Raw genomic sequence first — 23,017 nt, 5'->3', positions numbered from 1 at the left:
AAAAGGGATTAGTTGATTTTTATCTATAAAGCTTATTAGGCCTTTTGATACATTTTTTCTCTAAGTTCCTTGATTTCTGGATTAGCCAAATAATCATCATAAGACATGCGGCGGTCTATGGTGCCATTAGGAGTGAATTCCACTATTCTATTGGCCGTTGACTGAACAAATGCATGGTCATAAGAAGATAATAAAACCGTACCATTAAATTCAATAATGGCATTGTTAAATGCGGTAATTGACTCCAGGTCAAGGTGGTTGGTAGGCTCGTCCATCACCAATAAGTTAGGGTTTTGGAGCATCATTTTAGAAATCATACACCTTACTTTTTCACCCCCAGAAAGCACCGACGCTGATTTTAAGGTTTCTTCACCTGTAAATAGCATTCTTCCCAGAAATGTTCTTACATATGCTTCTTCCTGGTTGGACGAATATTGTCTTAACCAATCGATTAGATTGGAATCAGTTTTGAAGTAGCTGGAGTTGTCATTTGGAAGATAGGCCTTATTAATGGTCACACCCCATTTGAATTCTCCTTTTTGTACTGGAATTTCCTCCATAATGGTTTGGAAGAATTTGTTGACAGCTTGCTTGGTACGAGAGATAAAAGCAATTTTATCTCCTTTGTCTACCATAAGGTTGACATCTTTGAAATAAACAGTTTCATTATCTTGAAGGGCCAATTCTTCCGTCATAAAGATTTGGTCGCCCGCTTCTCTTTCCGGCTTAAAGATAATGCCTGGGTATTTTCGGGTGGAAGGCTGGATTTCATCTACATTCAGCTTTTCCAACATTTTCTTTCTTGCAGTAGCTTGTTTGGATTTGGCCACATTGGCAGAGAACCGCTCAATGAACTGCTGAAGTTCCTTACGCTTTTCTTCTACCTTTTTATTTTGATCAGATTTCTGCTTGGCAGCCAACTGGGAAGATTCGTACCAGAAGGTATAGTTACCTGAATAAATCTTGATTTTCGAGAAGTCAATATCCACGATATGCGTAGAAACGGCATCCAAGAAATGACGGTCGTGGGATACTACAATGACCAAGTTCTTAAAGTTGACCAAGAATTCTTCTAACCAATTGATGGTTTCAGCATCAAGGTCGTTGGTAGGTTCATCGAGAATTAGGATATCAGGATTACCAAAAAGGGCTTGGGCCAAAAGTACCCTTACTTTTTGGTTACCTGCCAAATCTTTCATCAACGCATAGTGAAGATCTTCGGTGATACCCAATCCAGATAGCATGGCAGCGGCATCAGATTCAGCGTTCCAGCCATCCATTTCAGCAAATTCAGCTTCTAGTTCTGAAGCTCTCAATCCATCTTCTTCAGAGAAATCAGGCTTCATATAGATAGCATCTTTCTCTTCCATGATAGAGTAAAGCTTCTTATGGCCCATAATCACCGTTTTGAGCACTTCCACCTCATCAAATTCAAAGTGGTTCTGCTTCAAAACAGCCATACGCTGACCAGGCGTTATATTAATGCTACCAGTAGTACTATCCTGTTCCCCAGAAAGGATTTTCAGAAAGGTCGATTTACCAGCACCATTTGCACCAATCACCCCATAACAGTTGCCTGGTGTGAATTTGAGATTTACTTCGTCAAAAAGGGTTCGTTTACCGAACTTTAAGGAAAGATTATCAACTGAAATCATGAATTATTTCGCTTCTATTTTTACAAGTGGCAAAGATACAAATTTTATTGGGGCAGAGAACCAAAACCTAATCTAAATCAAAGGTCTATTATAGCTTTTTTATCATCTATTAGATATTGGTGCGGAACTTTGTCAAACCATCTTCCAATACTTGGATAAATGATATCATACTTTATCATTCACTTGAAAGCCTTATAAATTGATGAAAGTAAAAAATCCCGATAATCAATAAATGGCTTATCGGGATTAATCAACAAAATACGGCTGGTAATCAGTATAATTTATAGGGCCATGGAGTGTTGTTTTTCCTCCATCTCCTTTCTTTTTCTCGCATTTTTCTTGAAACTACTGTCCAATATTAATGTCAGCAAACCTCCGACAGCACAGAAACTCATCATAATGACCATCGGATTGGCTGTTCCATTGTGGAATACACTCACGGCTGCTGAAACTAAACCTCCCATGGCCATTCTGGCGCTTCCCATTAATGCAGCAGCACTTCCTGCATTTCTGGTGAAAGGAGCCAAAGTAAGTGCGGCAGCATTGGGGTTGCATAAGCCATGACCGGTCAGGAATATGAACATCAATCCGATCAGTGTGAATACATTTAACCAATCATTCCAGACTCCTATGATCATAATGAAACCTACGATGGTCTGATAGGTTAAGGCAACTTTAATGACCTGTTCACTACTGAATCTTTTCAATAGAATATGGTTTAGTTGAGTGGATCCGATCATAGCGGTAGCCAATAGTGCGAAGATCCATCCATATTGCTGCTCAGTAACATGGTAGATGTTCATAAAAACATCTGCAGATCCTGAGATATAAGCAAATGGAGCAGCTCCTGCCACACCTCCAATAAGCATGTAAACCAAGAACTGGCGGTTTTTACTAACCTCGATATACTTTTTTAATACTTGCTTTGGCCTCAATGAAACATCAGTATCTGGCTTTGAACCATCCGGTAGAAAGTAATAAGAGGCTATAATGATGATCGTGGTAATTGCAGCTAAAATTAAGAAGACCACATGCCATGAAAAATGGGCAGTGACATATCCTCCCAATGTAGGAGCAATCATAGGGGAAACCGCTATAACCAACATCAGCAAAGCCATAGCCTGAGCAATTTTATTAACCGGAAATATATCTCTGACCAAAGCTTGGGCAGCGACCATACCTGCACATCCACCGATTGCTTGGAAAAAACGCATCAGTATTAAATTTTCCACATTTGTGGTAAAGGCACAGGCCACAGAGGTCAAAACATAAATAGCTAATCCAATATACAGTGGTTTTTTACGACCAAATCGATCCAAAAGCGGTCCATAGAATAACTGTCCAATGGCGATACCAATTAGGTAACTGGTAAGAGACAGTTGGACATTGGCAATACTCGTACCTAGATTCTCTGCAATAGCAGGAAAACCAGGCAAGTACATGTCAATGGAAAAAGGACTTATGGTACTTAAAGCACCTAAAATCAAAATGACTACAAAATACTGTTTCTTACTCATCTCCAAACCTCTTTATTACTTCGATCAAAATAATCTTAATGTTTCTAAACAGGATTTATTTGTGCTTAGTTCATAATTTTCTTTTTGTTTTATTGATTTATGCTTAATCAAATACGGTTTGATTTATTGATCTGTTAAGTATTTGTCTTTTTGTTGTTATAAATAATAGGTGGGTATTTGCTTGTTGATTAGAAAAATTGGCCAAATGGTAGAAAAGTGAAAATTATTCATGGTTGAAAGAAAATAGGTGATTTTATAAAAAATGGATAATAGCAAAAGTAAATAATTTGTAAATACCAATATTGTTTAGAATTTTACCTGTAAGTAATTAGCTATTGCTATAGTAAATCCAGAATTGTTTTAAAATGAAGTCCATTTCATTAGTTTTTTTATTCACTCTTACTTTTTGCATTGCTTGCATAAAGACCGCTTCTGCACAATTGACGACCGTAGGTGAAGCCTTTTGGGTGGGGTTTATGGAGAACTTTACTGAAGAATCATATGGAAATTCAGTCCTGATCATTACAGCCAATGAACCGGCAAAAGGAACAATTGATTTGAGCAATTTTCGTCCCAATTGGACGATAAATTTTGATTTACAGGAGGGCGAAAGTTATACCATGCGTATTTCTACCTACCAAGAAGATTTGATGCACCGCTCTTCAGGTACAATAGAGAATAAGGGAGTGTTTGTTTCTTCTGATGGAAAGATATCTGTGTATGCTTTTAATGAAAGATATAGAAGTGCGGATGGAACTGTCGTCCTACCATTATCTACTTTGGGAAAGGACTATTTGGTGACTTCTCATTTTGAAGTTTCACCCGGAAGTGATAACCCTTTGGTAGAGCTCAATGCCAAAAATGAAAGTTTACTACTTGTGGTAGGTGTGGAAGATGATACGCGAGTTGAAATAACTCCTTCGGTAGATACAGATGATGGAAAATCCGCAAAGGTTCCTTTTGAATTGCTATTGAATGAGGGTCAGAGTATTCAGCTCAGGGCTAGGGGGGATCTCACAGGATCTAGGGTGAGGGTTTTAGGTGAAGATATTGAGGATTGCAAAAATATAGCAGTTTTTGGTGGTAATAAATGGACTGGGGTTGGCCAGTGTGGTGAAGCAAATGACCACTTATTTCAACAAGTTTATCCCATCAGTACCTGGGGAACACAATTTATTCACATTCCTTTTAAGGGAAGGACTTCTGGAGAAATGGTCAAGGTGCTCGCAGCTGCTGATGGCACCGAGGTCAGTCTTAATGGACAGTATTATACGACTTTGAATGAAGGGGAGTATGCCACTTTAGATTTCGAAAATAATGAAGTTGTAGAGATAGAAACAAGCCAACCTGCAGATGTTTCGGTCTTTGCTAAAAGCCAAATGTGTAATGACCAAAGTCAGGATTTATCCACATATGGTGATCCCTTTATGATCAGCTATAGTCCCAACCAGCAGCTCTTAAAAGATGTAACTTTTGAGGCTTTGGATATCATTTCCATTGAGCAGAATTATGTTAATATAATCACTTATTCCAATTCAGTTAATCAAACATTTTTGGATGGACAGAATATTGGTAATCAATTTAACCAAGTCCCTGGTAATGCTGAGTTTTCTTATGCAAGGGTTGAGATTAGTAGTGGTTCTCATCACTTACAAAATAACAATGGCTTTATTGGTTATGTTTATGGTTTTGGCTATCTAGAATCGTATGGCTATTCTGTGGGAGCCAATTTAGAGAATCTTAATTTTGAAGTGGATGCTGAATACAGATTTGAAGTTTTCGGAGAAAAAGTAGCCTGTCTTGATCAAGAGGCCTTGTGGTCAATTGTACCTGAAAATCCAATTTTCACCTATTTTCAGTGGGATTTTGGAGATGGATCTGAAATAAAGGAGGGAAATGAAGTGAATCATACCTTTCAAGAGCCGGGGACATATACCATATCAATAATTGCTGCAGTAAGCCAGTCTTCATGTGATCAACAGGAAGAAATTGTATTTGAAGTAGAGGTATTGAAAACGAGTGGTGAAATAGTTGGCCCCGAAGCTTCTTGTCCTTTTGAAGAAATGACTTATGAATTGATAGATAAAATTGGAATTGAGCGTTATGATTGGAAAATTCAGGGTGGTGAAATCATCAGTCAACAAGACAATACAGTGAAGGTCATATGGGGAGGGGGTAATGAGGAAGCAGAATTACAGGTCCAGCCCTTTACTTTTGAGGGTTGTCCCGGGGAGCCAATAGTTTTAAAAGTGAATATTAGCAATGATATTAGTCCCGATATGCCAAAGGGAGCGGAGGAAGTCTGTTTTGACCCTGATATTAGGTATGAATATATGGCGAATAATGTTATCACTGGAAGGCAAGTGGATTGGTACGTGTCCGGAGGAGAAATCATTTCAGTGAAGAATGATACTTTGGTAGAAATTCGTTGGAATCAACCTGGTGTGACAGGAGAGCTTTGGTTTGAAGAATCAAATGGTGGACAATGTAGTGGCATATCAGAAATATTGAGTGTAAGTGTAAGGGAGGAAATCAAACTGGATGTCACGGTTCAGAACGGTTTGTGTTTTGGTGATCAAAGTGCTTTTATAGAACTGGATGTTATTGAGGGTGCTTCGCCATTTAGTTATTCTTGGGGGCATGATCCCTCCTTAAATTCCTCTAGAGTGGAAGGATTGCCAGAAGGTACATATAGTGTAATGATTACTGATGCAAATGGTTGCCAGAAAAATGTGAATGGTATAGAAGTAGGGTATCCAGATCCTTTAGAGGCAAAAGTAATAGCATTAAATGGTACTAGTTGCTATGGGCGTGCAGATGGATTTGCTGAATTGGCAATTCAAGGAGGCACCAAACCATACGCCATAGATTATGAAGGCTTTGGGCTATCACTTGACAAACTTTCTTTGCCAAGTTTGTCAGGTGGCATTCATGCGTTTACAATTGTTGATAGAAATGGATGTTCAATTCCAATAAGTTTTGAGATCACTAGTCCAGCACCTTTGGAGGTAGGGATTGAGGTGCTAAGAAGAAGTTGTCCTGGAGAGGCAGACGGTGAATTATTTGCTATTCCAAGGGGAGGGCGTGAGCCATTTAGTTATACATGGGACTATGAAAATCAGACTTCAGCTAATTTAAATAATGCCCCTAAAGGAACTTATACAGTAACAGTTACAGATGAAAATAACTGTATCAGTTTTGGCAGTGCAGCATTAGATGAGATGGCACCTGCTGTAAGGATGCCCAATGCTTTCAAACCGAGTGATAACAGTGATTTTCCTTACTTTGAGCCAGTTGCTAATTGCCCACTTATCTATAAAATTATTATTTATAATAGGTGGGGAGAACTAATTTATATGGGGAATTCTGGTTGGGATGGAACCATTGCAGGGGAGAAAGCGCTCCCTGATACGTATAATTACGTTTTGGAGTATACTTATCAATTGGAAGGTAATCAGGTTAGTAAAAATAGCAGAGGTACTTTCCAGATTGTGGATTGATAATTTTTTAGCTCCATAATTTTAAAAGACCTATAGGTCACTTCTTAATAAATTTTACTCATTAATAATTAAATAGGGATGTTTTTGGTATAATTTATAAGAAATTGTGATATAATTAAGATTCTAAATAGTTTACTAATATCATCATTCACCTATTATTATGGGATTCTTATTTAAAAAGCCGTATGCCTAAGGTTAAAATGAGCTATATAAAATACATTTTGCCAATAGTATTTGTACTATTATTTTTTTGCACTAATACGGTATATGGACAGTTGACCACAGTTGGCAAAGAGTTTTGGTTTGGCTTTATGGAGAACAATACCAATGGGGAAAACGGTACTGCTGTAATAGTTATATCGGCTAATGAAGCCGCTCAAGGGACTATAGACCTTAGTAATTTTAGTTCTGGATTGACTTATAACTTTAATTTGCAAGCAGGTCAAAATTATACACTCAGGATTCCTGAAAGCCAACAGGATTTATTAAATAGGAATTCAGGTAGGGTAGAAAACAAAGGTATTCATATTATTTCAGATGGAAAGGTTTCCGTTCATGCGTTTAACGAAAGGTTAAGAAGTGCTGATGGTACAGTTGTACTTCCTGTGACCACCCTTGGCAAAGAATATTATGTTACTTCTCATTTTGAAATTACTCCAAATAATAATAATCAAAATTTAAATTATAATAACGAAAGCCTATTTATGGTGGTGGCTGTGGAGGATAATACAACAGTAGAAATTACTCCAAGTGAAAGAACCATAGATGGAAAGGCTGCTAACACCGCTTTTCAAGTTGTTTTGAATGCCGGTCAAAGCTATCAATTAAAGGCAAGGGCTGATTTGACCGGTAGTAGGGTGAGGGTTCTGGGGACCAGTGCAAATGATTGCAAGAATGTAGCTGTTTTTGGAGGTAATAAATGGACAGGCGTTGGGAAATGTGGTAATGCCAATGACCACTTGTTTCAACAAATGTATCCCATCAACACTTGGGGTAAGGAGTTTATCCACATTCCGTTAAAAGATCGCTCATCCGGTGAATTGGTAAAGATCATTGCTGCAGAGGATGATACCGAAATCAGTATGAATGGTATAAGTGTAGCCAATTTGGATCAGGGAGGGTTTAAAAACTTTGAATTAGGTGCTCAGGATATCAGGTTTATAGAAAGTGATAAGCCGATTTCGGTGACTACTTTTTCCAAGAGTCAAAATTGTAATTTATCTACTGCGCTCTATGAAAATTTAGGAGACCCGTTTATGGTCACCTATAGCCCTAATGAGCAAATGCTGACCAGTATTACTTTTGAGGCTATGAGTGTTCAACAAATTCAATATAACTATGTGAATATCATAGTGGCTAGCTCTTCCGTAGATCAAACGAGATTGGATGGAAGGGATATTTCAGGTGAATTTATTCCAGTACCCTCTAATCCTTCCTATGAGTATGCCAGGATTAATATTTATAGTGGAACACATAAACTTAGCAATGCAGAAGGGTTTATTGCTTATGTATATGGCTTTGGGGAGATAGAGTCGTATGGTTACTCGGTGGGTGCGAGTCTGGAAAACTTAAATTTTTTGGTAGAACCTGAGTATGAATTTGAGGTAGTAGGTGATAAGGTAGCTTGTTTGAACCAAGAGTCTTTATGGAGCATAGAGCCAGAAAATCCGATTTTCACCTATTTTACTTGGGATTTCGGAGATGGTACAGGTATAAAAGAAGGTCAGGAGGTAAATCATACCTTCGAAAATGCTGGCGAATATACTGTAACGGTAACAGCCTCCATAAGTGAAAATTCCTGCGAAGAACAAGAAGATATCTCTTTTGAAGTTATTGTGCTGGAAACTAAGGGAGAAATCATGGGAGCGAATATGGTTTGTCCAGATGTAGATGAAATAATCTATGAGCTGGCCAATACGGAAAATATTGGCAGGGTTAATTGGGAGGTGTTTGGTGGTGAACTTTTAGAATCCGATGCTGAATCAGCAACTGTATTATGGGGTGAGGCCAATGATATGGCATATATTTCCGCTCAACCTTTTACAGAAAGTGGTTGTCCGGGAGAGCCCATTATATTGGAAGTTGAAATTGATCAGAGGATCGAACCAAAAGCTCCTATAGGTCCCGTTGAAATCTGTTTTGATCCCAATGAACTTTATACCTATGAGGTTTCACAAAGAGCTCCTGAAAGAACTTACCAATGGTTTATTACTGGTGGGGAAATTGTTTCTGGTGCTGATGGAGAGTTGGTAGAAGTAAAGTGGGATAATCCTGGAATTCAAGGTGAATTATGGTATGAGGAAGCTAGTTTATTGGATGCAATGTGTGCAGGGATTTCAGAAAGCTTAGATGTAAATGTTAATCCAGAAATTATCAGTGAATACACTAAAGAGGACATTAATTGTTTTGGAGGCAATGAGGGTGAGATCTTGCTTAGCACGAGTGGGGGCACAGCTCCATATTCTTATCAATGGAGTCACGACGAGAATTTGTTAACCAATACAGCTTATGGATTGGAAGCAGGAATGTATAGTGTGACTGTCATAGACAGTAAGGGCTGTGAATTTATTCATAAAGATATTGAAATTAAACAGCCAGATCAGCTTCAAGCTGAGGTCATTCAAGTTGTGGGGACGAGCTGTTATGGAAAAGAAGATGGTGAGCTTAGGGTTCAAGTAAGTGGTGGGGTACCTCCTTATCGTGTAGATTATGAATCAGCGTCATTTCAGTCAAATGAGTTTTATTTGACCAATTTAGCAGGAGGTGAACAGGCTTATTTTATAACAGATGCCAATAACTGCCAAGTGAATATTTCTTTGGAGGTACCAAGCCCAGAACCCATTTTAGTGGATATTGAATTGGTGAAAAAAAGTTGTCCTGGAGAATCTACAGGTGTATTGTTGGCAGTACCAAGCGGGGGGAATGGTCCTTTTACCTATACTTGGGATTATGACCAAAGTACAGGCGCTAGGATTGAGGGCTTGCCCAAAGGAATTTACAGTGTGTCAGTGCTTGATCAAAATGGATGCATTAGCCTCGGTGCTGCTGAAATGCCTGAGGCGGCACCAATTGTAAGGATGCCAACCGGTTTTAACCCAACTGATGATGGGGAGTATAGCTTATTTCAGCTTATTTCAAATTGTAATTTAGATTACGCATTGTCAATCTATAACCGCTGGGGAGAATTGATCTATAGCGGTGCTGCGCCTTGGAATGGCAGGGTAAATGATAATTTGGCTACAAGTGGAAGCTATACCTATTTGATCGAGTATACTTATATATTGGAGGGAAACTCAATTACAGAGCAGCAAAGGGGAGTGTTTACAGTAGTGTATTAAATTGCCCTAAGCGGTTTATATAAAACAAAACAGCCCTGAAAAATAATTCTCAGGGCTGTTTTGTTAAAATTTATCTTACATCAATAAATTTAAGAGATCTAAATTATCATTGAGGTAATTATATTTGAAACGGTTTTCATCCAGTCTTTCAAAAATCCCACCCAAATCATTAGGGTTTTTTAATTCAATTCCTACCACTGCAGGGCCATTTTCTCTATTGTTCTTTTTAGTAAACTGGAAATAGGCAATATCGTCATTTGGTCCTAGGATTTTGGTGACAAAATCTTTGAGCGCACCAGGACGCTGGGGGAACTGAATCATAAAATAATGTTTTAATCCTTCATAGAGCAGTGATCTTTCTTTGATCTCTGCTGTTCTCATGATATCATTATTCCCGCCACTTACTACACAAACTACATTTTTGCCTTTAATTTTTTCTTTGTCATAAAGGGATAACGCTGCCAGGGTCATGGCTCCGGCTGGTTCTACTACTATTCCTTCATTATTATAAAGGTTCAGTATGGTTGTACAAATCCTTCCTTCTGGAACCAAGAGCATCTCATCAAGGTTTTTCTCGCAAATATCAAAGGTCAGATTACCGACTTTTTTTACAGCGGCACCATCCACGAAACCATCTATTTCTTCTAAAGCAGTGTTCTTGTGGTTTTGAATTGAAGTCAACATTGAAGGAGCACCTTCTGGTTCAGTACCAATAATAAGGGTGGAAGGACTGGTTCTTTCAAAGTAAGTAGAGACTCCGGCAGTTAATCCACCACCTCCAATGGGTAAAAACAAATAATCGATAGGGAATTTTGCTTCGTCAAGTATTTCTTTACCTACTGTACCTTGACCTTCTATGACTTTTGGGTCATCAAAAGGGTGAACAAAGACAGCGCCTTTTTCATTACAATAGTTTGAGGCAGTTTTATAGGCATCATCATAAGTATCTCCAGCCAGTATAATTTCTACTCTGTCCTTTCCGAATAGCTTCATTCGGTTAATTTTCTGAGCGGGAGTGGTGGATGGAATAAAAATAGTACCTTGTATATCCAGGTTTTTACAGGCAAAAGCTACTCCCTGTGCATGGTTTCCAGCACTGGCACAGACTACGCCCCTAGCTTTTTCTTCAGCACTTAAACTGGCAATTTTATGGTAGGCACCTCTAAGTTTATAAGATCTTACAACTTGGAGATCTTCTCTTTTTAGGTAGACATTACAACCGTATTCTTCACTCAATTGGTAGTTGTATTGCAGAGGAGTAGGGGTGACCACATTGGCCAAAACATGACTCGCTTGAACGATACCTTCAAAAGAAACAGAATCACTCATGATATTACTTGTAGATAGCTATTTGTCCCTATAAATATAAGCTGTATCTACTGATATATTCTGAATTATCTACCAGTAAATAGCTTTAAAACAAAAAAGCCTTGCTTAGCAAGGCTTTTTGCGGAATGGACGGGACTCGAACCCGCGACCTCCTGCGTGACAGGCAGGCATTCTAACCAACTGAACTACCACTCCTTAGATAAAATCAGTTAACACTATCATTTAATTCTTAGAACGATTCTTGCGGAATGGACGGGACTCGAACCCGCGACCTCCTGCGTGACAGGCAGGCATTCTAACCAACTGAACTACCACTCCTTGATAATAGGTTAACTTCTTTCAATAAAATTTTTAAGCGGAATGGACGGGACTCGAACCCGCGACCTCCTGCGTGACAGGCAGGCATTCTAACCAACTGAACTACCACTCCGTTAATAATATTTATTACTTCTCGTTTGAAGTGATGCAAAGGTAGTAGTATTGTTCTTTAAAGCAAAACCCCATTGTAAAAAAATATTAGCCCCATACCCTAATCCCCCTCTTTTTCAGCTAAATAATTTTTTTGAGATAAATCATCTTCGAGTAGATTCAATGGTTTGATCACCTAAAATTTGGCAAAAACTATATTTTAATAGATTTATCTATTATTGATATTTATCCCAAGAGACTTTATTTCGTTTGATGGCCCCATAGTTGAAGCTAGAAGGTAAGGATATTATAAACACTCAAATGAGTTAGCTAGTTATTAAAAGGGGTATTGTTTATATCGGATAAGCTAGGACAATTGGAAAATATTGAGAATCCTGAACAGAAGCTCAATTTGAAATAAAAGATTGTTATTTTAGTTAATTAGTATTGTTATTTAACGCCACAATGGTTATTAGTCTTAGTAAAAGTAATTTTAATTTTCACCACCGGTCCCGATTTATTGGGAGATTATACAGACTAGCCTATCAAAAGACAGGTTTTTACAGAAATAAATTGAACCCCTAAGTGGAAATCTAAGAAAGCCTATTTTAGTAAAACTAAGGGGCGGGCATAATTAAGTTTATAAGGGATTCAATAGAGCTACTGTTTTAATAAGAGGAGGTTGAATTTTTTCTTTATGCTTGCTAAAAAGAAAAGTGGAATAGATATAAGAAAGGTTTTAAACAAAAAGAATGATATAATGTGGGGCACTCAATGATCAAGGTGGATTTTAAGGGAAATTTCTGCTTTAGGCGGAGAGACGATATCCAAACTGGATATGTGAAAAGTGTGCTTTTTAAATTAGTATTATCGCTGATCTGTTGTGTTTTTTTGATAAATAAGGATACTCTAGCCCAGAAAGCGTCTTTAAAGGATAGAATCCAAAATTACATGGAGGCAAGACAAATCAAAAAAGATTCCTTGATTTCAGCAGGGAAGCCATTTTTAAGCGTGTTTGCGGGCCCAGGATATACACCTGAAGCTGGATTACTAATTGGTGGTGGTTTATTGTACACTTTTACGACAGACCCCAAACAGCCTGATCTGCAACGGTCTTCCATACCTTTATTGGGGATGATCAGCAGTAGGGGAAATATTGGATTAAGTTCAACGATCAATACATTTTGGTTGGGAGATAGGTTAAGGGTAAAGTTGATTACAAAAGTATCCAATGTCAATGATGATTATTTTGGGATTGGTTATGAAACAAATTCGTCGCTTTCCAGGGGCAAAGAAACGACAGCTTATAACCGAGTGTATTTTCAATTTCAGCCTAGGGTCGATTTTAGGATCCTGCCTCATTTATATCTTGGCCTATCTTATTTATACAGCAGTTTTAATGTCAAAGAGACAAATCCTATAATGAACGAAGATCCTAATTATTTGGCATTTGGTCCTAAAATCAAGGAATCAGGCTTGGTGTATTCTTTAACTTACGATAGCAGAGATGTCGTAGTAAATGCCTATAAAGGGTTCTATGCCGCTATTTCCTATTATAATTCAAGCAAGCATTTAGGAGGTAATCAAGATTTTGATGTTATGGATATGGATTTACGCTATTATAAAACCATAAATCGTCCTGGAAACACCTTAGCATTTAGATGGTATGGGAGGAGGGCATATGGTGAAGTGCCTTACAGTGCAATGACCTTAATAGGGGATACTTCTATTTTGAGAGGATATTTAAATGGTCAGTATAGGGATAAAGCTGGAGTGGCTATGGTGGGAGAATGGAGGTATATGTTTTTGGATAAAACAGGGAATAAAAGCAAGCATGGAATAAGTACATGGTTGGGTGCAGGAACAGTTGCCAATGATTTAGGTGAGTTGGAGCACTGGTTGCCAAATTTAGGCTTGGGCTATCGTTTAGAATTGCAGCCGAGGATGAACCTCAGGGTGGATTTTGGTTTGGGAAAGAAGAGCTCAGGCCTTTACTTTAATTTCTCTGAAGCATTTTAGGCCTAATCTATATTTAAAAAATAATTTTCGACATATCATCTAGCTTCTAAAATCTTAAAATAATTATGTATGAAGGGATAATTTAGTTAAATTATTGATAAATAGAATCTTATGGTGACTGCTTAAATAGAAACATTTAATGATCTTTGACTATTAGGTAAAAGTCTATTGAGCAAAGATTTTTCTTCGAGATAATCTTTTTATCTTTGTTTTGGTTAAAAAAATTAAACATGGTCCTAGAATTTGAAAAGCCAATTGCTGATTTAGAGCTTAAACTTCAGGAAATGAAGGAATTGGCTAAAGGCAAAGAGATAGATTTGTCAGCCGATATTCAGTCTTTGGAAGAAAAAATAAAAACTTTGAAGAAAGAAACATTCCAAAATTTAACCAGATGGCAGAGGGTTCAACTATCCAGACATGCAGATAGACCTTATGCTTTGGATTACATTTATGAGATTACCAATGACTTCATAGAAATTCATGGTGATAGAAATGTAAAAGATGATAAAGCCATGATTGGCGGACTTGGAGATATCGATGGACGTACTGTAATGTTTATCGGACAACAAAAAGGCCGTAATACCAAGCAAAGACAAGAAAGAAATTTTGGTATGGCCAATCCTGAGGGGTACCGTAAGGCACTCCGTCTTATGAAAATGGCTGAAAAGTTCGGAAAACCAATCGTTACACTCATTGATACTCCGGGGGCATTTCCTGGATTGGAAGCAGAAGAAAGAGGACAAGGTGAAGCCATCGCAAGAAACATCAAGGAGATGTTCATGCTGAAAGTTCCAGTGATTTGTATTATCATCGGCGAGGGTGCCTCTGGTGGTGCTTTGGGAATAGCAATAGGAGATAAGGTGATGATGTTAGAAAATACATGGTATTCTGTAATTTCTCCTGAATCTTGTTCTTCCATTCTTTGGAGAAGTTGGGATTACAAAGAGCAAGCTGCGGAAGCGCTTAAGCTTACCGCTACTGATATGCAAAACAATAAATTAGTTGATGGTATTATTCCAGAGCCATTAGGTGGAGCCCATAAAGATATGAAGGCTATGGCATCTACGATCAAAGCTAATATCCAAGATGCTTTGAAAGAGTTGGATAAAATGAAACCTGAGAAAAGAATTGAAACTCGAATTGATAAGTTTTCGAGTATGGGCGTCGTTAATGAATAGGCGTATAATAGATATAATTAAAACCTCTGTATTGCGCAGAGGTTTTTTTGTTTCTATACTTTAACTGCAGTTTGTTAAATTGCTTTAAATCAATGTTTTATAAAAATATTAATTTCCATATGAACTTACATGTGATCAATACCGGATTCTTTAAATTAGATGGGGGAGCTATGTTTGGAGTGGTGCCAAAGACCCTTTGGCAAAGAACAAATCCCGCTGATGAGAACAATCTCTGTAATTGGGCAATGCGATGCCTATTAGTGGAAGAAGGAAATCGTTTGGTATTAATTGATAACGGGATTGGAAATAAGCAAAGTGCCAAGTTCTTTTCACATTATTACCTTCATGGGGAGGATAGCCTTCATGGTTCTTTGGAAAAAGCAGGCTTTTCAGCAAGTGATATTACAGATAATTTTTTGACGCACCTTCATTTTGATCACTGTGGGGGCGGAGTGCAATATAGATCGGGTACAGATCAATTGGAAATGGTTTTTCCCAATGCCCAGTATTGGAGCAATAAGGATCATTGGAACTGGGCTACTATGCCCAATGCAAGGGAAAAAGCCTCTTTTTTAAAGGAAAATATTTTACCGATGGAAGAAAGCGGACAGCTTTCTTATTTGGATTTGGATAGTCCTAGCTTGTTTGATGGTTTTGATTTTATTACTGCTGATGGACATACTGACAAACAGATGATTCCAAAAATAAAGTACAAAGGAAAAACCATTATCTTTGCAGCAGATTTGCTCCCCTCAGTAGGCCATATCCCTTTGCCATATGTGATGGGCTATGATACAAGACCACTAAAGACCTTGGAAGAAAAAAAGGCCTTTTTGGAGGAAGCAGCAGAAAAAGAATATATCCTTTTTTTGGAACATGATCCTGTACATGAATGCTGCACAGTAAAAATGACTGAAAAAGGGGTTAGGCTTGACCAAACATTTTCATTGAGTGAAATCTAAAATTAGAATTGCTATAGCTTTGTCCGGTGGCGGAGTAAGGGGGATTTCTCATTTAGGCGTTTTAAAGGCTTTGGAGGAATCAGGGATTCAACCTGATCTGGTATCTGGAACCAGTGCAGGTGCCATTGTGGGCGCCATGTATTGCTATGGCTATTCTCCTGATGAAATTTTCGAGATTATTATCAACACCAACTATTTTAAGTTTGTCCGTCCAGCGATAAGCCGAAAAGGGTTGCTTAAGATGGATGTCCTGGAAGAATTGTATAGAGTACATATGCCAAATACTAATTTCTCCAACTTGGAAAGAAGACTAAGTATAGCGACAACGAATATTAAAAAAAGCAGGGTAGAGTACTTTTCAGAGGGAGATTTTATTAGACCTTTAATGGCCTCAACCTGTATTCCGGGCATGTTTGAACCCATTGAGATGGCTGGTGAGTATTATATTGATGGAGGCGTATTAAATAATCTGCCAGTAGAGCCACTGATTGATACCAGCGATTGGTTGATAGGCGTTAACTGTAATCATTTACCTGATGTAGCCAATATAAGCAATGTCAAAAGACTGATAGAAAGAACAGTGATCATGTCGATGAACTATAATGTATATAATAGAAAATCTAAATGTGATTATTTTATAGAAGCAGAAGGTTTGGCCCAATATGGGGTTTTTGATCTTAAGAAAGCTAAGGAATTATTTACAGCAGGTTATGAGGCTGCCAAAAATTATATTATTAACCATCCGAGTTTGGCCGATTTGGGTCAAGCGGAAAAAATTATTCGTAACAAATGATGAAACAACTGGCCCGTTTTGTATTCTGGATTACTGGTTGGAAAGTAGCAGGTGCTTGGCCAAAAGGTCTTAAGAAAGCGGTAATGATTGCGATTCCCCATACCAGTAATTGGGATTTACTTTATGCACGAGCTGCCTTTTATATTATGGATGTTCCTGTAAGGTTCACTATCAAGAAAGAAGTTATGGTAGGTCCATTGGGTTGGTTTATTGGAGCTTTAGGAGGCATATCCATAGATAGGAAGAAGGTGGCAGGTAAGAGAAAACAAACCTATACTGAAGCAATGGTGGACATGTTGAATAATGCGGATGAATTGGTAGTAATGGTGACACCTGAAGGTACAAGAAGCTATGCTAAAAGATGGAAATCAGGATTTTATCATGTGGCCATGGGAGCAAATGTCCCAGTGGTAATCGGTTTTTTGGACTATAAAAAGAAACAAGCAGGTATAGGCCCTGTAATCCAACCGAATGGTAATATGGATGAACAGATCGAAGAAATGAAGGCCTATGGCCGTACCGTTACGGGTAAATACCCAGATCAAGGCATTCGATAAGAACCAGTCATTTGAAATTATTTTTATATTAATGCCGGTACCTCTTTTGTACCGGCTTTTTTCTGTTTATATTTTCTGTATATCCGCAAAGACACCAGTAGCTTTTTGTAAATAAGATATTCTTTCAGTAAGAACACAAATGTCCAAAGAAACGATATTTTATTCCGTGCAAACCTGTCTTTCGCCAGGTAGATCTGTGGAATCTCCCGATAAATCTGGACAGGTTGTGAGAAACAAGTTTACTGGTGTAATAACGGATAATCATATTATATTTTTAAAACATGATCCAGAAAATAAAAAAGCTTACGGTTTTTAGAATATTGAAAGACAGTATTCAGACGTTCGGCAATAGTGATTCTATGACCTTTGCGGCTAGCACGGCTTTCTATACGATCTTTTCCATGCCGGCAGTATTGATTATTTTAATCAATATAGGGGCTACTTTTTATAATGAGGGGACTGTAAGGGAAGAATTATTGGCCCAAATTTCTAAATTAAGTGGTGCAGAAAGTGCCGCAACCATAGATAGCATTATTTATAATGCCACGGTGGATAGTGATGGTATTATTGGCAAGTCAATCGCCATAGCGGTTTTGGCTTTTAGTGCGACCACGGTTTTTGTAAGCTTGCAGAATAGCATCAACCATATCTGGCATATCAAATCCAAACCAGAAAAAGGCTTGGTAAAGTTCATTATCAATCGGCTTTTGAGTTTTTCAATGGTGGCCTCTATAGGCTTCATTCTTTTGGTTTCTCTAGTGGTGGATGCGCTAATTGTGGTTTTCTTTAATCATCTTTCTGAAATATTTCAAGGTGCTTCCTTCTATCTTACCACCATTACCAACTTTGTACTTACTCAAGCCTTGATGGTGGTTATTTTTGGATTGATGTATAAAATCCTTCCAGATGCCAAGGTTAAATGGCGGTCAGTTTGGATGGGTGCAGTGGTTACCATGATCTTATTTGCCCTAGGAAAATACCTTATCGGCTTTTATTTGGGAAACAGTGAAATAGGCAGCGCCTATGGCACTGCCGGTTCTTTGGTTGTGATATTGGTATGGGTTTACTATTCTGTGATTATCTTTCTGTTTGGGGCCAGTATTACGTACTATATAGCTGAAAAAACAGGTCGAGGCATTCGGCCTATCAAAGAAGCTGTAAAGGTTGAGATTGTAGAAGTAGATGAAGATGAGCGGGAAAATTAATATTAACTGGTATAGCCTCCATCTACCGTGAAAATAGACCCTGTGGTGTAGGAGGCAGCAGGAGAGGCCAAAAATAAAGCCAATGCCCCTATTTCTTCCACCTTGCCCAGTCGCTTGATCGCTAATCTTTTCATGATACTATCCATTACTTGGTCATTGGACCATAAAACTTGGCTGAATTTTGTTTTTACTACACCAGGGCAAATGGCATTGACCCTGACTTTATGATTGCCCCATTCTTTCGCACAAACTTTTGTAAGTGAGTGCAAGGCAGATTTACTGACACTGTAAATTCCCAATTGAGGTTCCGGGGTGATGGCTCCAATGGAACTAATATTGATGATGGAAGCATTTGAAGACTTCCTTAAATGTGGCAAGCAAAGTTTGGAAAGTTCAAACGGAGCCCTGACATTAACCGCCATGATTTTATCAAATAACTCCATGCTCGTCTCATGTACTGGGCCACAAAATGGGTTTATACCTGCATTATTGACCAAGATATCTATTTGTCCATAAACCTCTATGGTTTTATTTACGAGCAATTCTAACTCATCGGGATGGCTGACATTGCAAGCCACACCTATAACGTCATAGCCTTTATCATTTAGCCTTGTAGCAACCTCATCCAAGGCTTCTTGATTTCTACTGCTAATGACTACTTTTGCACCTGCTGCAGCAAAAAATTCGGCAATGCTGAGCCCAATACCTTTACTAGCTCCAGTAATTACTGCTACTTTGTTGTTCAAAGCAAATAACGATGATAAATCCATTGATTTTAAAATTTTATAAGGCTTTCAAAAAAACAACTTAATTTAAAAAAATCTATGGCAATTGGTCTTAATTTATAGTTTTATTTTATTAAAAATCCTATCAGTAGAACTGTTTGACCCTTAATAAAATAGGTGTGAAAATAACATTTGTAAATAAATGCAAAAAGCCCGCTTCAGTGAAGCAGGCCTTTTGATGAGGTAATATATCAGATTTAGAAATTCGAAATTTAAAATAAAGATCCTTGAACGGCTTTAGGTCTTTGAGCTTGTACCGTTCCCTTTAACATATCCTGGATCAGTTTTATGAAACCATTCTGCCAGTTTTCATTACTGATTTTAACTTCTTTGTTCTCGTAATTGATTGGGCCTCTTAACCGCTCAAACCCTAATAACATGGTCCATATGGTGTAAAACGTGATTTCAGGTTGTAAATCTGGCCTCATACTACCATCTCTCACACCATGGGAAATAATCTGAATGCCTATTTTGGCAGGATCATGTTGTACTTCGAGTAATTCTGTGAAATTTGGACTTTCTATAATAAGCGGGTCTATTTGTTTCCTTTTCTCTGGATCATTGTATTGATCCATAATTCCCATAAAATTCAGGATGGCATCCTGATACATCTTATTGTTCTCCGTAAATTCAATAAAGCTCTCTATTAGGATGTTGATCATTTCTGATCCGGATTTACCCTTACTTTTTTGGGCATCCCTAAAGACATCTTTTAATTCTTCAAAGGCTTTACGGGTAACAGCCATGTATAAGTCTTCCTTATTTTTGTAGTAAAAATAAATAAGACCTTTACTCATTTTGGCCTTTTTGGCTACCTCATCCATTTTGGTATTATGGTAACCCTTTTCAGCAAAAAGCCCAATGGCTGAATCTAAAATCTCTTTCTCTTTTTTTTGTCTTTCGTACTTCCCCATTGCAATATGAATAGGCTGGTTTTAAATGAGGTTTAAAGTTATTGAACTTTATTTAATAATTGTAGGAAAATATAAAAAATAAAACAGTGATAAGCTAGATGAATAATAGAAGTGTTAAAAAATAATATACTGATTTATAATTGTTTAAGTGTTGTTGTTTGAGTGGTTTGTTTAAATAAAAAAATATTGATTTTAAATAGGAGAGACTGTCTCATACCTGTCATTTTGTTATTATAAATAAGTCTCTTGAGTTATTTATTCTCTAAATTAATTCAGAGAGATGCTCCTTTATATCCGTCGATCAATGTGGATAAGCAGCTTACAAAAATCTGGATTATGAGACAGCCTCTTGGCTTTTAACCATTTACTTTAATAATGAAGTAATTCTTTTTTCCCTTTTGAACAAGTAAGTATTTTCCTTGTAATAACTCTAAGCCATCCATGTTTGCTTGAGGATCATTAAGTTTAACTTTATTGATACTTACGCCTCCACCTTGGATCATTTTTCTTGCTTCCCCTTTGGATTTAAAGATCACGTCTTGGCCCTTATCGCCTAACAAATCTAAAATACCTTCTATTGCGTCGAACTCAGATTGGCTTATTTCTACTTGTGGCACACCATCAAATACTTGAAGGAAAGTTCTTTCATCCAAGGATGCCAAGTCTTCAGTAGAAGATTTACCAAAGAGAATCGAAGAAGCCTTTACTGCCATTTCATAATCAGCCTCGGAATGCACCATAATGGTTATTTGCTTTGCAATCTCTTTTTGAAGGATTCTCAAATGAGGAGCTTCGGCATGCTCTTTCTCCAAACCTTCGATGGTGTCTTTATCTAAAGTCGTGAATATTCGGATATATTTGGTGGCATCTTCATCCGAAACATTGAGCCAAAATTGATAGAAGGCGTATGGTGAAGTCTTTTCAGGATCTAGCCATACACTTCCTCCTTCCGTTTTACCAAACTTAGATCCATCTGCCTTGGTGATCAACGGGACAGTAAGCGCAAATGCACTGCCACCATCCATTCTTCTGATCAGTTCTGTTCCGGTTACTATATTTCCCCATTGGTCAGAGCCCCCCAGCTGCATGGTACAGTTTTTATTCTTCCAAAGGTGGTAAAAGTCATATCCTTGGATCAACTGGTATGAAAACTCGGTAAAGGAAAGTCCATTTCCTTCTTCCAATCTTCTTTTTACACTGTCCTTGGCCATCATATAATTTACTGTAATATGCTTGCCCACATCACGGATAAAGTCAAGGAACGAAAATTGGGACATCCAGTCATGGTTATTGACCAATTCTGCTTTATTTTCTTTGTCTTCAGCAAAATTCAAGAATTTCCCCAATTGCTTTTTGATACTGGCAATATTATGATCAAGGGTTTCTTTGTCCAAGAGATTCCTTTCAGCAGACTTGAAGGAAGGGTCACCGATCATACCAGTAGCCCCGCCGACAAGGGCGATTGGCTTATGTCCTGAACGTTGGAAGTGTAAAAGTGTCATTACACCTACCATATGTCCAATGTGCAAAGAATCGGCAGTTGGGTCAAAGCCTAGATAGGCAGAAGTTATGCCTTTGTTTAGGTGCTCTTCCAATTCCGGAGTCATGTCCTGAACCATGCCTCTCCAACGCAATTCTTCTATAAAGTTGTTCATATTTATGTTTTGCTACTAATAATCTAAACGAGCTGCAAATATAGGTTTTGCCGATTTAGAATTAAAGGAAAGCCTTGATATTTGACCTTATCAATAAATGTAAATTGGATTAATTAATTTTTTAAGGGAGTTTAGTCCAGTCGCTCCATGACCAGGACAAGTTTATCAGCCTTTGGACTTATAGCCATTCTAGAAATATTACCATACCCCGGAAAGGTGACTTTGGCGATTTTTTCCCAATCCTGGCTTTTATTGACTCTTTTCACGTATAGATGCTGGCCTTGGGCCATTAACATCGTGTTTTTGTCAATCCAGATAAAATCTTCACTGTCAGTCAATGCAGTTCCATAGTTTCCTACAACTTTTTCTTCAATGTCAAAGGACTTGATCTCAAATGTGGGTTTGCCATTTAAGACCACACTGGCACTTTTATCGATATAAGTGATTTCACTGGTATTTGGTCTTTTTTGGATACTTCTACCGATGTTTTCAGCGATGGGAAGTATGTTCTCACGACTAAGTGGATATATTAGTTTATTTGGCTCTCCAAGCACAAACATAGCAGCAATATTATTATACCAAGTATAATATCCCACAGGTGCTATATCGTCATATAAGAGCTCAGGTTCACCAAAATTGATAGGGTATAACCAAAGTCTTTGAATACTATCTTCCTCCACAGTGACAGCAGAAATATACTGGCCACAATCCGTTAGTTTTGGTGAAAACTCACTCTTTGTGTCAGTACGGGTCATATTGGTAAAGCTATCCTTATCATAACTATAAAGTATGATATCACTATTACCTTCATCGGCTATGGAAGAAAAAGCTACTTGCTCGTTATTGATGAAAAAGGGTTGATTATCATATCCCGGCCTGTCAGTAAGCTTTTTAGCACTCCCAGGGACTATGCTGAATTTCCCGAAAAACTTTTTGGATTCTAGGCTTATAAGATCAAAAGATTCCTGTGCATGAATGGAATGAGTAGCTAATTTGAATATAATTATCATCGCAAGGACAGCGATTTTCTTCAGTCTAAACATATAAATGACCATTATTTATGATAGTTGCTCTAAAATTACAAAAGGAATCTAGAATGAAGAATTTCTTGCCAGCTAATCCTACAGTGGTCAAGGGTATTTTATATAAAAAGTTAAAAATAAGTGTTCGAAAACGGTCATTTTTTGTACGTTTACGTAGCA

Annotated in this window: 15 protein-coding genes and 3 tRNA genes; 8 read left to right on the top strand and 10 right to left on the bottom strand. The window is 37.8% G+C overall.

Annotation, left to right across the window (positions count from 1 at the left end; genetic code table 11):
• Positions 1-35: 35 nt before the first annotated feature.
• Together H7U17_RS16490 and H7U17_RS16485 are read right to left on the bottom strand one after the other, a co-directional pair.
• Positions 36-1,655: an ABC-F family ATP-binding cassette domain-containing protein gene (locus tag H7U17_RS16490; RefSeq protein WP_186757853.1), complete on the bottom strand. Its 1,620-nt coding sequence runs from the start codon at positions 1,653-1,655 to the stop codon at positions 36-38.
• A gap of 281 nt (positions 1,656-1,936) precedes the next feature.
• A complete protein-coding gene (locus H7U17_RS16485) occupies positions 1,937-3,172 on the bottom strand; it encodes a Bcr/CflA family multidrug efflux MFS transporter (protein ID WP_186757852.1) in 1,236 nt (411 codons plus the stop codon).
• A 365-nt stretch (positions 3,173-3,537) separates the two neighbouring features.
• On the opposite strand from H7U17_RS16485, the gene H7U17_RS16480 reads away from it, so the two are divergent.
• Complete coding sequence (locus H7U17_RS16480; RefSeq protein WP_186757851.1) at positions 3,538-6,672, top strand: PKD domain-containing protein; 3,135 nt, start codon at positions 3,538-3,540, stop codon at positions 6,670-6,672.
• Between the two features lie 185 nt (positions 6,673-6,857).
• Positions 6,858-10,010 carry a PKD domain-containing protein gene (locus H7U17_RS16475; protein WP_230981458.1) on the top strand — a complete coding sequence of 1,051 codons (3,153 nt, stop codon included), beginning with the start codon at positions 6,858-6,860 and terminating at the stop codon, positions 10,008-10,010.
• Positions 10,011-10,085: 75 nt separating this feature from the next.
• Here the strand turns inward: H7U17_RS16475 and ilvA are convergent, their stop codons facing one another.
• The 4 genes from ilvA to H7U17_RS16455 form a co-directional block, all read right to left on the bottom strand.
• The gene (gene ilvA / locus H7U17_RS16470; RefSeq protein ID WP_186757850.1) at positions 10,086-11,339 is read right to left on the bottom strand and encodes a threonine ammonia-lyase IlvA; all 1,254 of its coding nucleotides are present in this window, start codon (positions 11,337-11,339) and stop codon (positions 10,086-10,088) included.
• Positions 11,340-11,460: 121 nt separating this feature from the next.
• Positions 11,461-11,534 (bottom strand) — tRNA-Asp (locus tag H7U17_RS16465).
• A gap of 49 nt (positions 11,535-11,583) precedes the next feature.
• Positions 11,584-11,657 (bottom strand) — tRNA-Asp (locus tag H7U17_RS16460).
• 38 nt (positions 11,658-11,695) lie between these two features.
• Positions 11,696-11,769: transfer RNA gene (locus H7U17_RS16455), tRNA-Asp, on the bottom strand.
• A gap of 929 nt (positions 11,770-12,698) precedes the next feature.
• On the opposite strand from H7U17_RS16455, the gene H7U17_RS16450 reads away from it, so the two are divergent.
• From H7U17_RS16450 to H7U17_RS16425, 6 genes are all read left to right on the top strand, one after another.
• A complete protein-coding gene (locus tag H7U17_RS16450) occupies positions 12,699-13,766 on the top strand; it encodes a BamA/TamA family outer membrane protein (RefSeq protein ID WP_186757849.1) in 1,068 nt (355 codons plus the stop codon).
• 230 nt (positions 13,767-13,996) lie between these two features.
• The gene (locus H7U17_RS16445) at positions 13,997-14,944 is read left to right on the top strand and encodes an acetyl-CoA carboxylase carboxyltransferase subunit alpha (RefSeq protein ID WP_186757848.1); all 948 of its coding nucleotides are present in this window, start codon (positions 13,997-13,999) and stop codon (positions 14,942-14,944) included.
• A 119-nt stretch (positions 14,945-15,063) separates the two neighbouring features.
• Positions 15,064-15,906 (top strand): MBL fold metallo-hydrolase, encoded by an 843-nt coding sequence (locus H7U17_RS16440; RefSeq protein WP_186758022.1) that lies wholly within the window; start codon positions 15,064-15,066, stop codon positions 15,904-15,906.
• Positions 15,896-16,699 carry a patatin-like phospholipase family protein gene (locus tag H7U17_RS16435; RefSeq protein ID WP_186757847.1) on the top strand — a complete coding sequence of 268 codons (804 nt, stop codon included), beginning with the start codon at positions 15,896-15,898 and terminating at the stop codon, positions 16,697-16,699. The genes H7U17_RS16440 and H7U17_RS16435 overlap by 11 nt, the downstream gene beginning before the upstream one ends.
• On the top strand, positions 16,696-17,256 hold the full coding sequence (locus tag H7U17_RS16430; RefSeq protein ID WP_186757846.1) for a 1-acyl-sn-glycerol-3-phosphate acyltransferase: 561 nt from the start codon (positions 16,696-16,698) through the stop codon (positions 17,254-17,256). The genes H7U17_RS16435 and H7U17_RS16430 overlap by 4 nt, the downstream gene beginning before the upstream one ends.
• Positions 17,257-17,537: 281 nt before the next feature.
• Positions 17,538-18,461 carry a YihY/virulence factor BrkB family protein gene (locus H7U17_RS16425; RefSeq protein WP_186757845.1) on the top strand — a complete coding sequence of 308 codons (924 nt, stop codon included), beginning with the start codon at positions 17,538-17,540 and terminating at the stop codon, positions 18,459-18,461.
• Between the two features lie 2 nt (positions 18,462-18,463).
• On the opposite strand, the gene H7U17_RS16420 is transcribed toward H7U17_RS16425, so the two are convergent.
• The 4 genes from H7U17_RS16420 to H7U17_RS16405 all read right to left on the bottom strand — a co-directional run bounded on the left by H7U17_RS16420 (position 18,464) and on the right by H7U17_RS16405 (position 22,858).
• Positions 18,464-19,231 (bottom strand): SDR family NAD(P)-dependent oxidoreductase, encoded by a 768-nt coding sequence (locus H7U17_RS16420; RefSeq protein WP_186757844.1) that lies wholly within the window; start codon positions 19,229-19,231, stop codon positions 18,464-18,466.
• A 227-nt stretch (positions 19,232-19,458) separates the two neighbouring features.
• Complete coding sequence (locus H7U17_RS16415) at positions 19,459-20,160, bottom strand: TetR/AcrR family transcriptional regulator (RefSeq protein WP_186757843.1); 702 nt, start codon at positions 20,158-20,160, stop codon at positions 19,459-19,461.
• A gap of 356 nt (positions 20,161-20,516) precedes the next feature.
• Entirely contained in the window at positions 20,517-21,815 is a 1,299-nt protein-coding gene (tyrS, locus tag H7U17_RS16410; protein WP_186757842.1) for a tyrosine--tRNA ligase, read from the bottom strand.
• 131 nt (positions 21,816-21,946) lie between these two features.
• Entirely contained in the window at positions 21,947-22,858 is a 912-nt protein-coding gene (locus H7U17_RS16405; protein ID WP_230981457.1) for a TolB-like translocation protein, read from the bottom strand.
• Positions 22,859-23,017 lie beyond the last annotated feature (159 nt).

The sequence above is a fragment of the Echinicola salinicaeni genome, from assembly GCF_014280965.1.
Classification (GTDB): domain Bacteria; phylum Bacteroidota; class Bacteroidia; order Cytophagales; family Cyclobacteriaceae; genus Echinicola; species Echinicola salinicaeni.
This window is presented reverse-complemented; position numbering and strand designations above follow the sequence as displayed.

Excerpts from the sequence above, each read along its gene's own strand:
- H7U17_RS16490 (WP_186757853.1), bottom strand. The coding sequence starts at position 1,655 with ATGATTTCAGTTGATAATCTTTCCTTAAAGTTCGGTAAACGAACCCTT.
- H7U17_RS16485 (WP_186757852.1), bottom strand. The coding sequence starts at position 3,172 with ATGAGTAAGAAACAGTATTTTGTAGTCATTTTGATTTTAGGTGCTTTA.
- H7U17_RS16480 (WP_186757851.1), top strand. The coding sequence starts at position 3,538 with ATGAAGTCCATTTCATTAGTTTTTTTATTCACTCTTACTTTTTGCATT.
- H7U17_RS16475 (WP_230981458.1), top strand. The coding sequence starts at position 6,858 with ATGCCTAAGGTTAAAATGAGCTATATAAAATACATTTTGCCAATAGTA.
- ilvA (WP_186757850.1), bottom strand. The coding sequence starts at position 11,339 with ATGAGTGATTCTGTTTCTTTTGAAGGTATCGTTCAAGCGAGTCATGTT.
- H7U17_RS16450 (WP_186757849.1), top strand. The coding sequence starts at position 12,699 with ATGGAGGCAAGACAAATCAAAAAAGATTCCTTGATTTCAGCAGGGAAG.
- H7U17_RS16445 (WP_186757848.1), top strand. The coding sequence starts at position 13,997 with ATGGTCCTAGAATTTGAAAAGCCAATTGCTGATTTAGAGCTTAAACTT.
- H7U17_RS16440 (WP_186758022.1), top strand. The coding sequence starts at position 15,064 with ATGAACTTACATGTGATCAATACCGGATTCTTTAAATTAGATGGGGGA.
- H7U17_RS16430 (WP_186757846.1), top strand. The coding sequence starts at position 16,696 with ATGATGAAACAACTGGCCCGTTTTGTATTCTGGATTACTGGTTGGAAA.
- H7U17_RS16425 (WP_186757845.1), top strand. The coding sequence starts at position 17,538 with ATGATCCAGAAAATAAAAAAGCTTACGGTTTTTAGAATATTGAAAGAC.
- H7U17_RS16420 (WP_186757844.1), bottom strand. The coding sequence starts at position 19,231 with ATGGATTTATCATCGTTATTTGCTTTGAACAACAAAGTAGCAGTAATT.
- H7U17_RS16415 (WP_186757843.1), bottom strand. The coding sequence starts at position 20,160 with ATGGGGAAGTACGAAAGACAAAAAAAAGAGAAAGAGATTTTAGATTCA.
- tyrS (WP_186757842.1), bottom strand. The coding sequence starts at position 21,815 with ATGAACAACTTTATAGAAGAATTGCGTTGGAGAGGCATGGTTCAGGAC.
- H7U17_RS16405 (WP_230981457.1), bottom strand. The coding sequence starts at position 22,858 with ATGTTTAGACTGAAGAAAATCGCTGTCCTTGCGATGATAATTATATTC.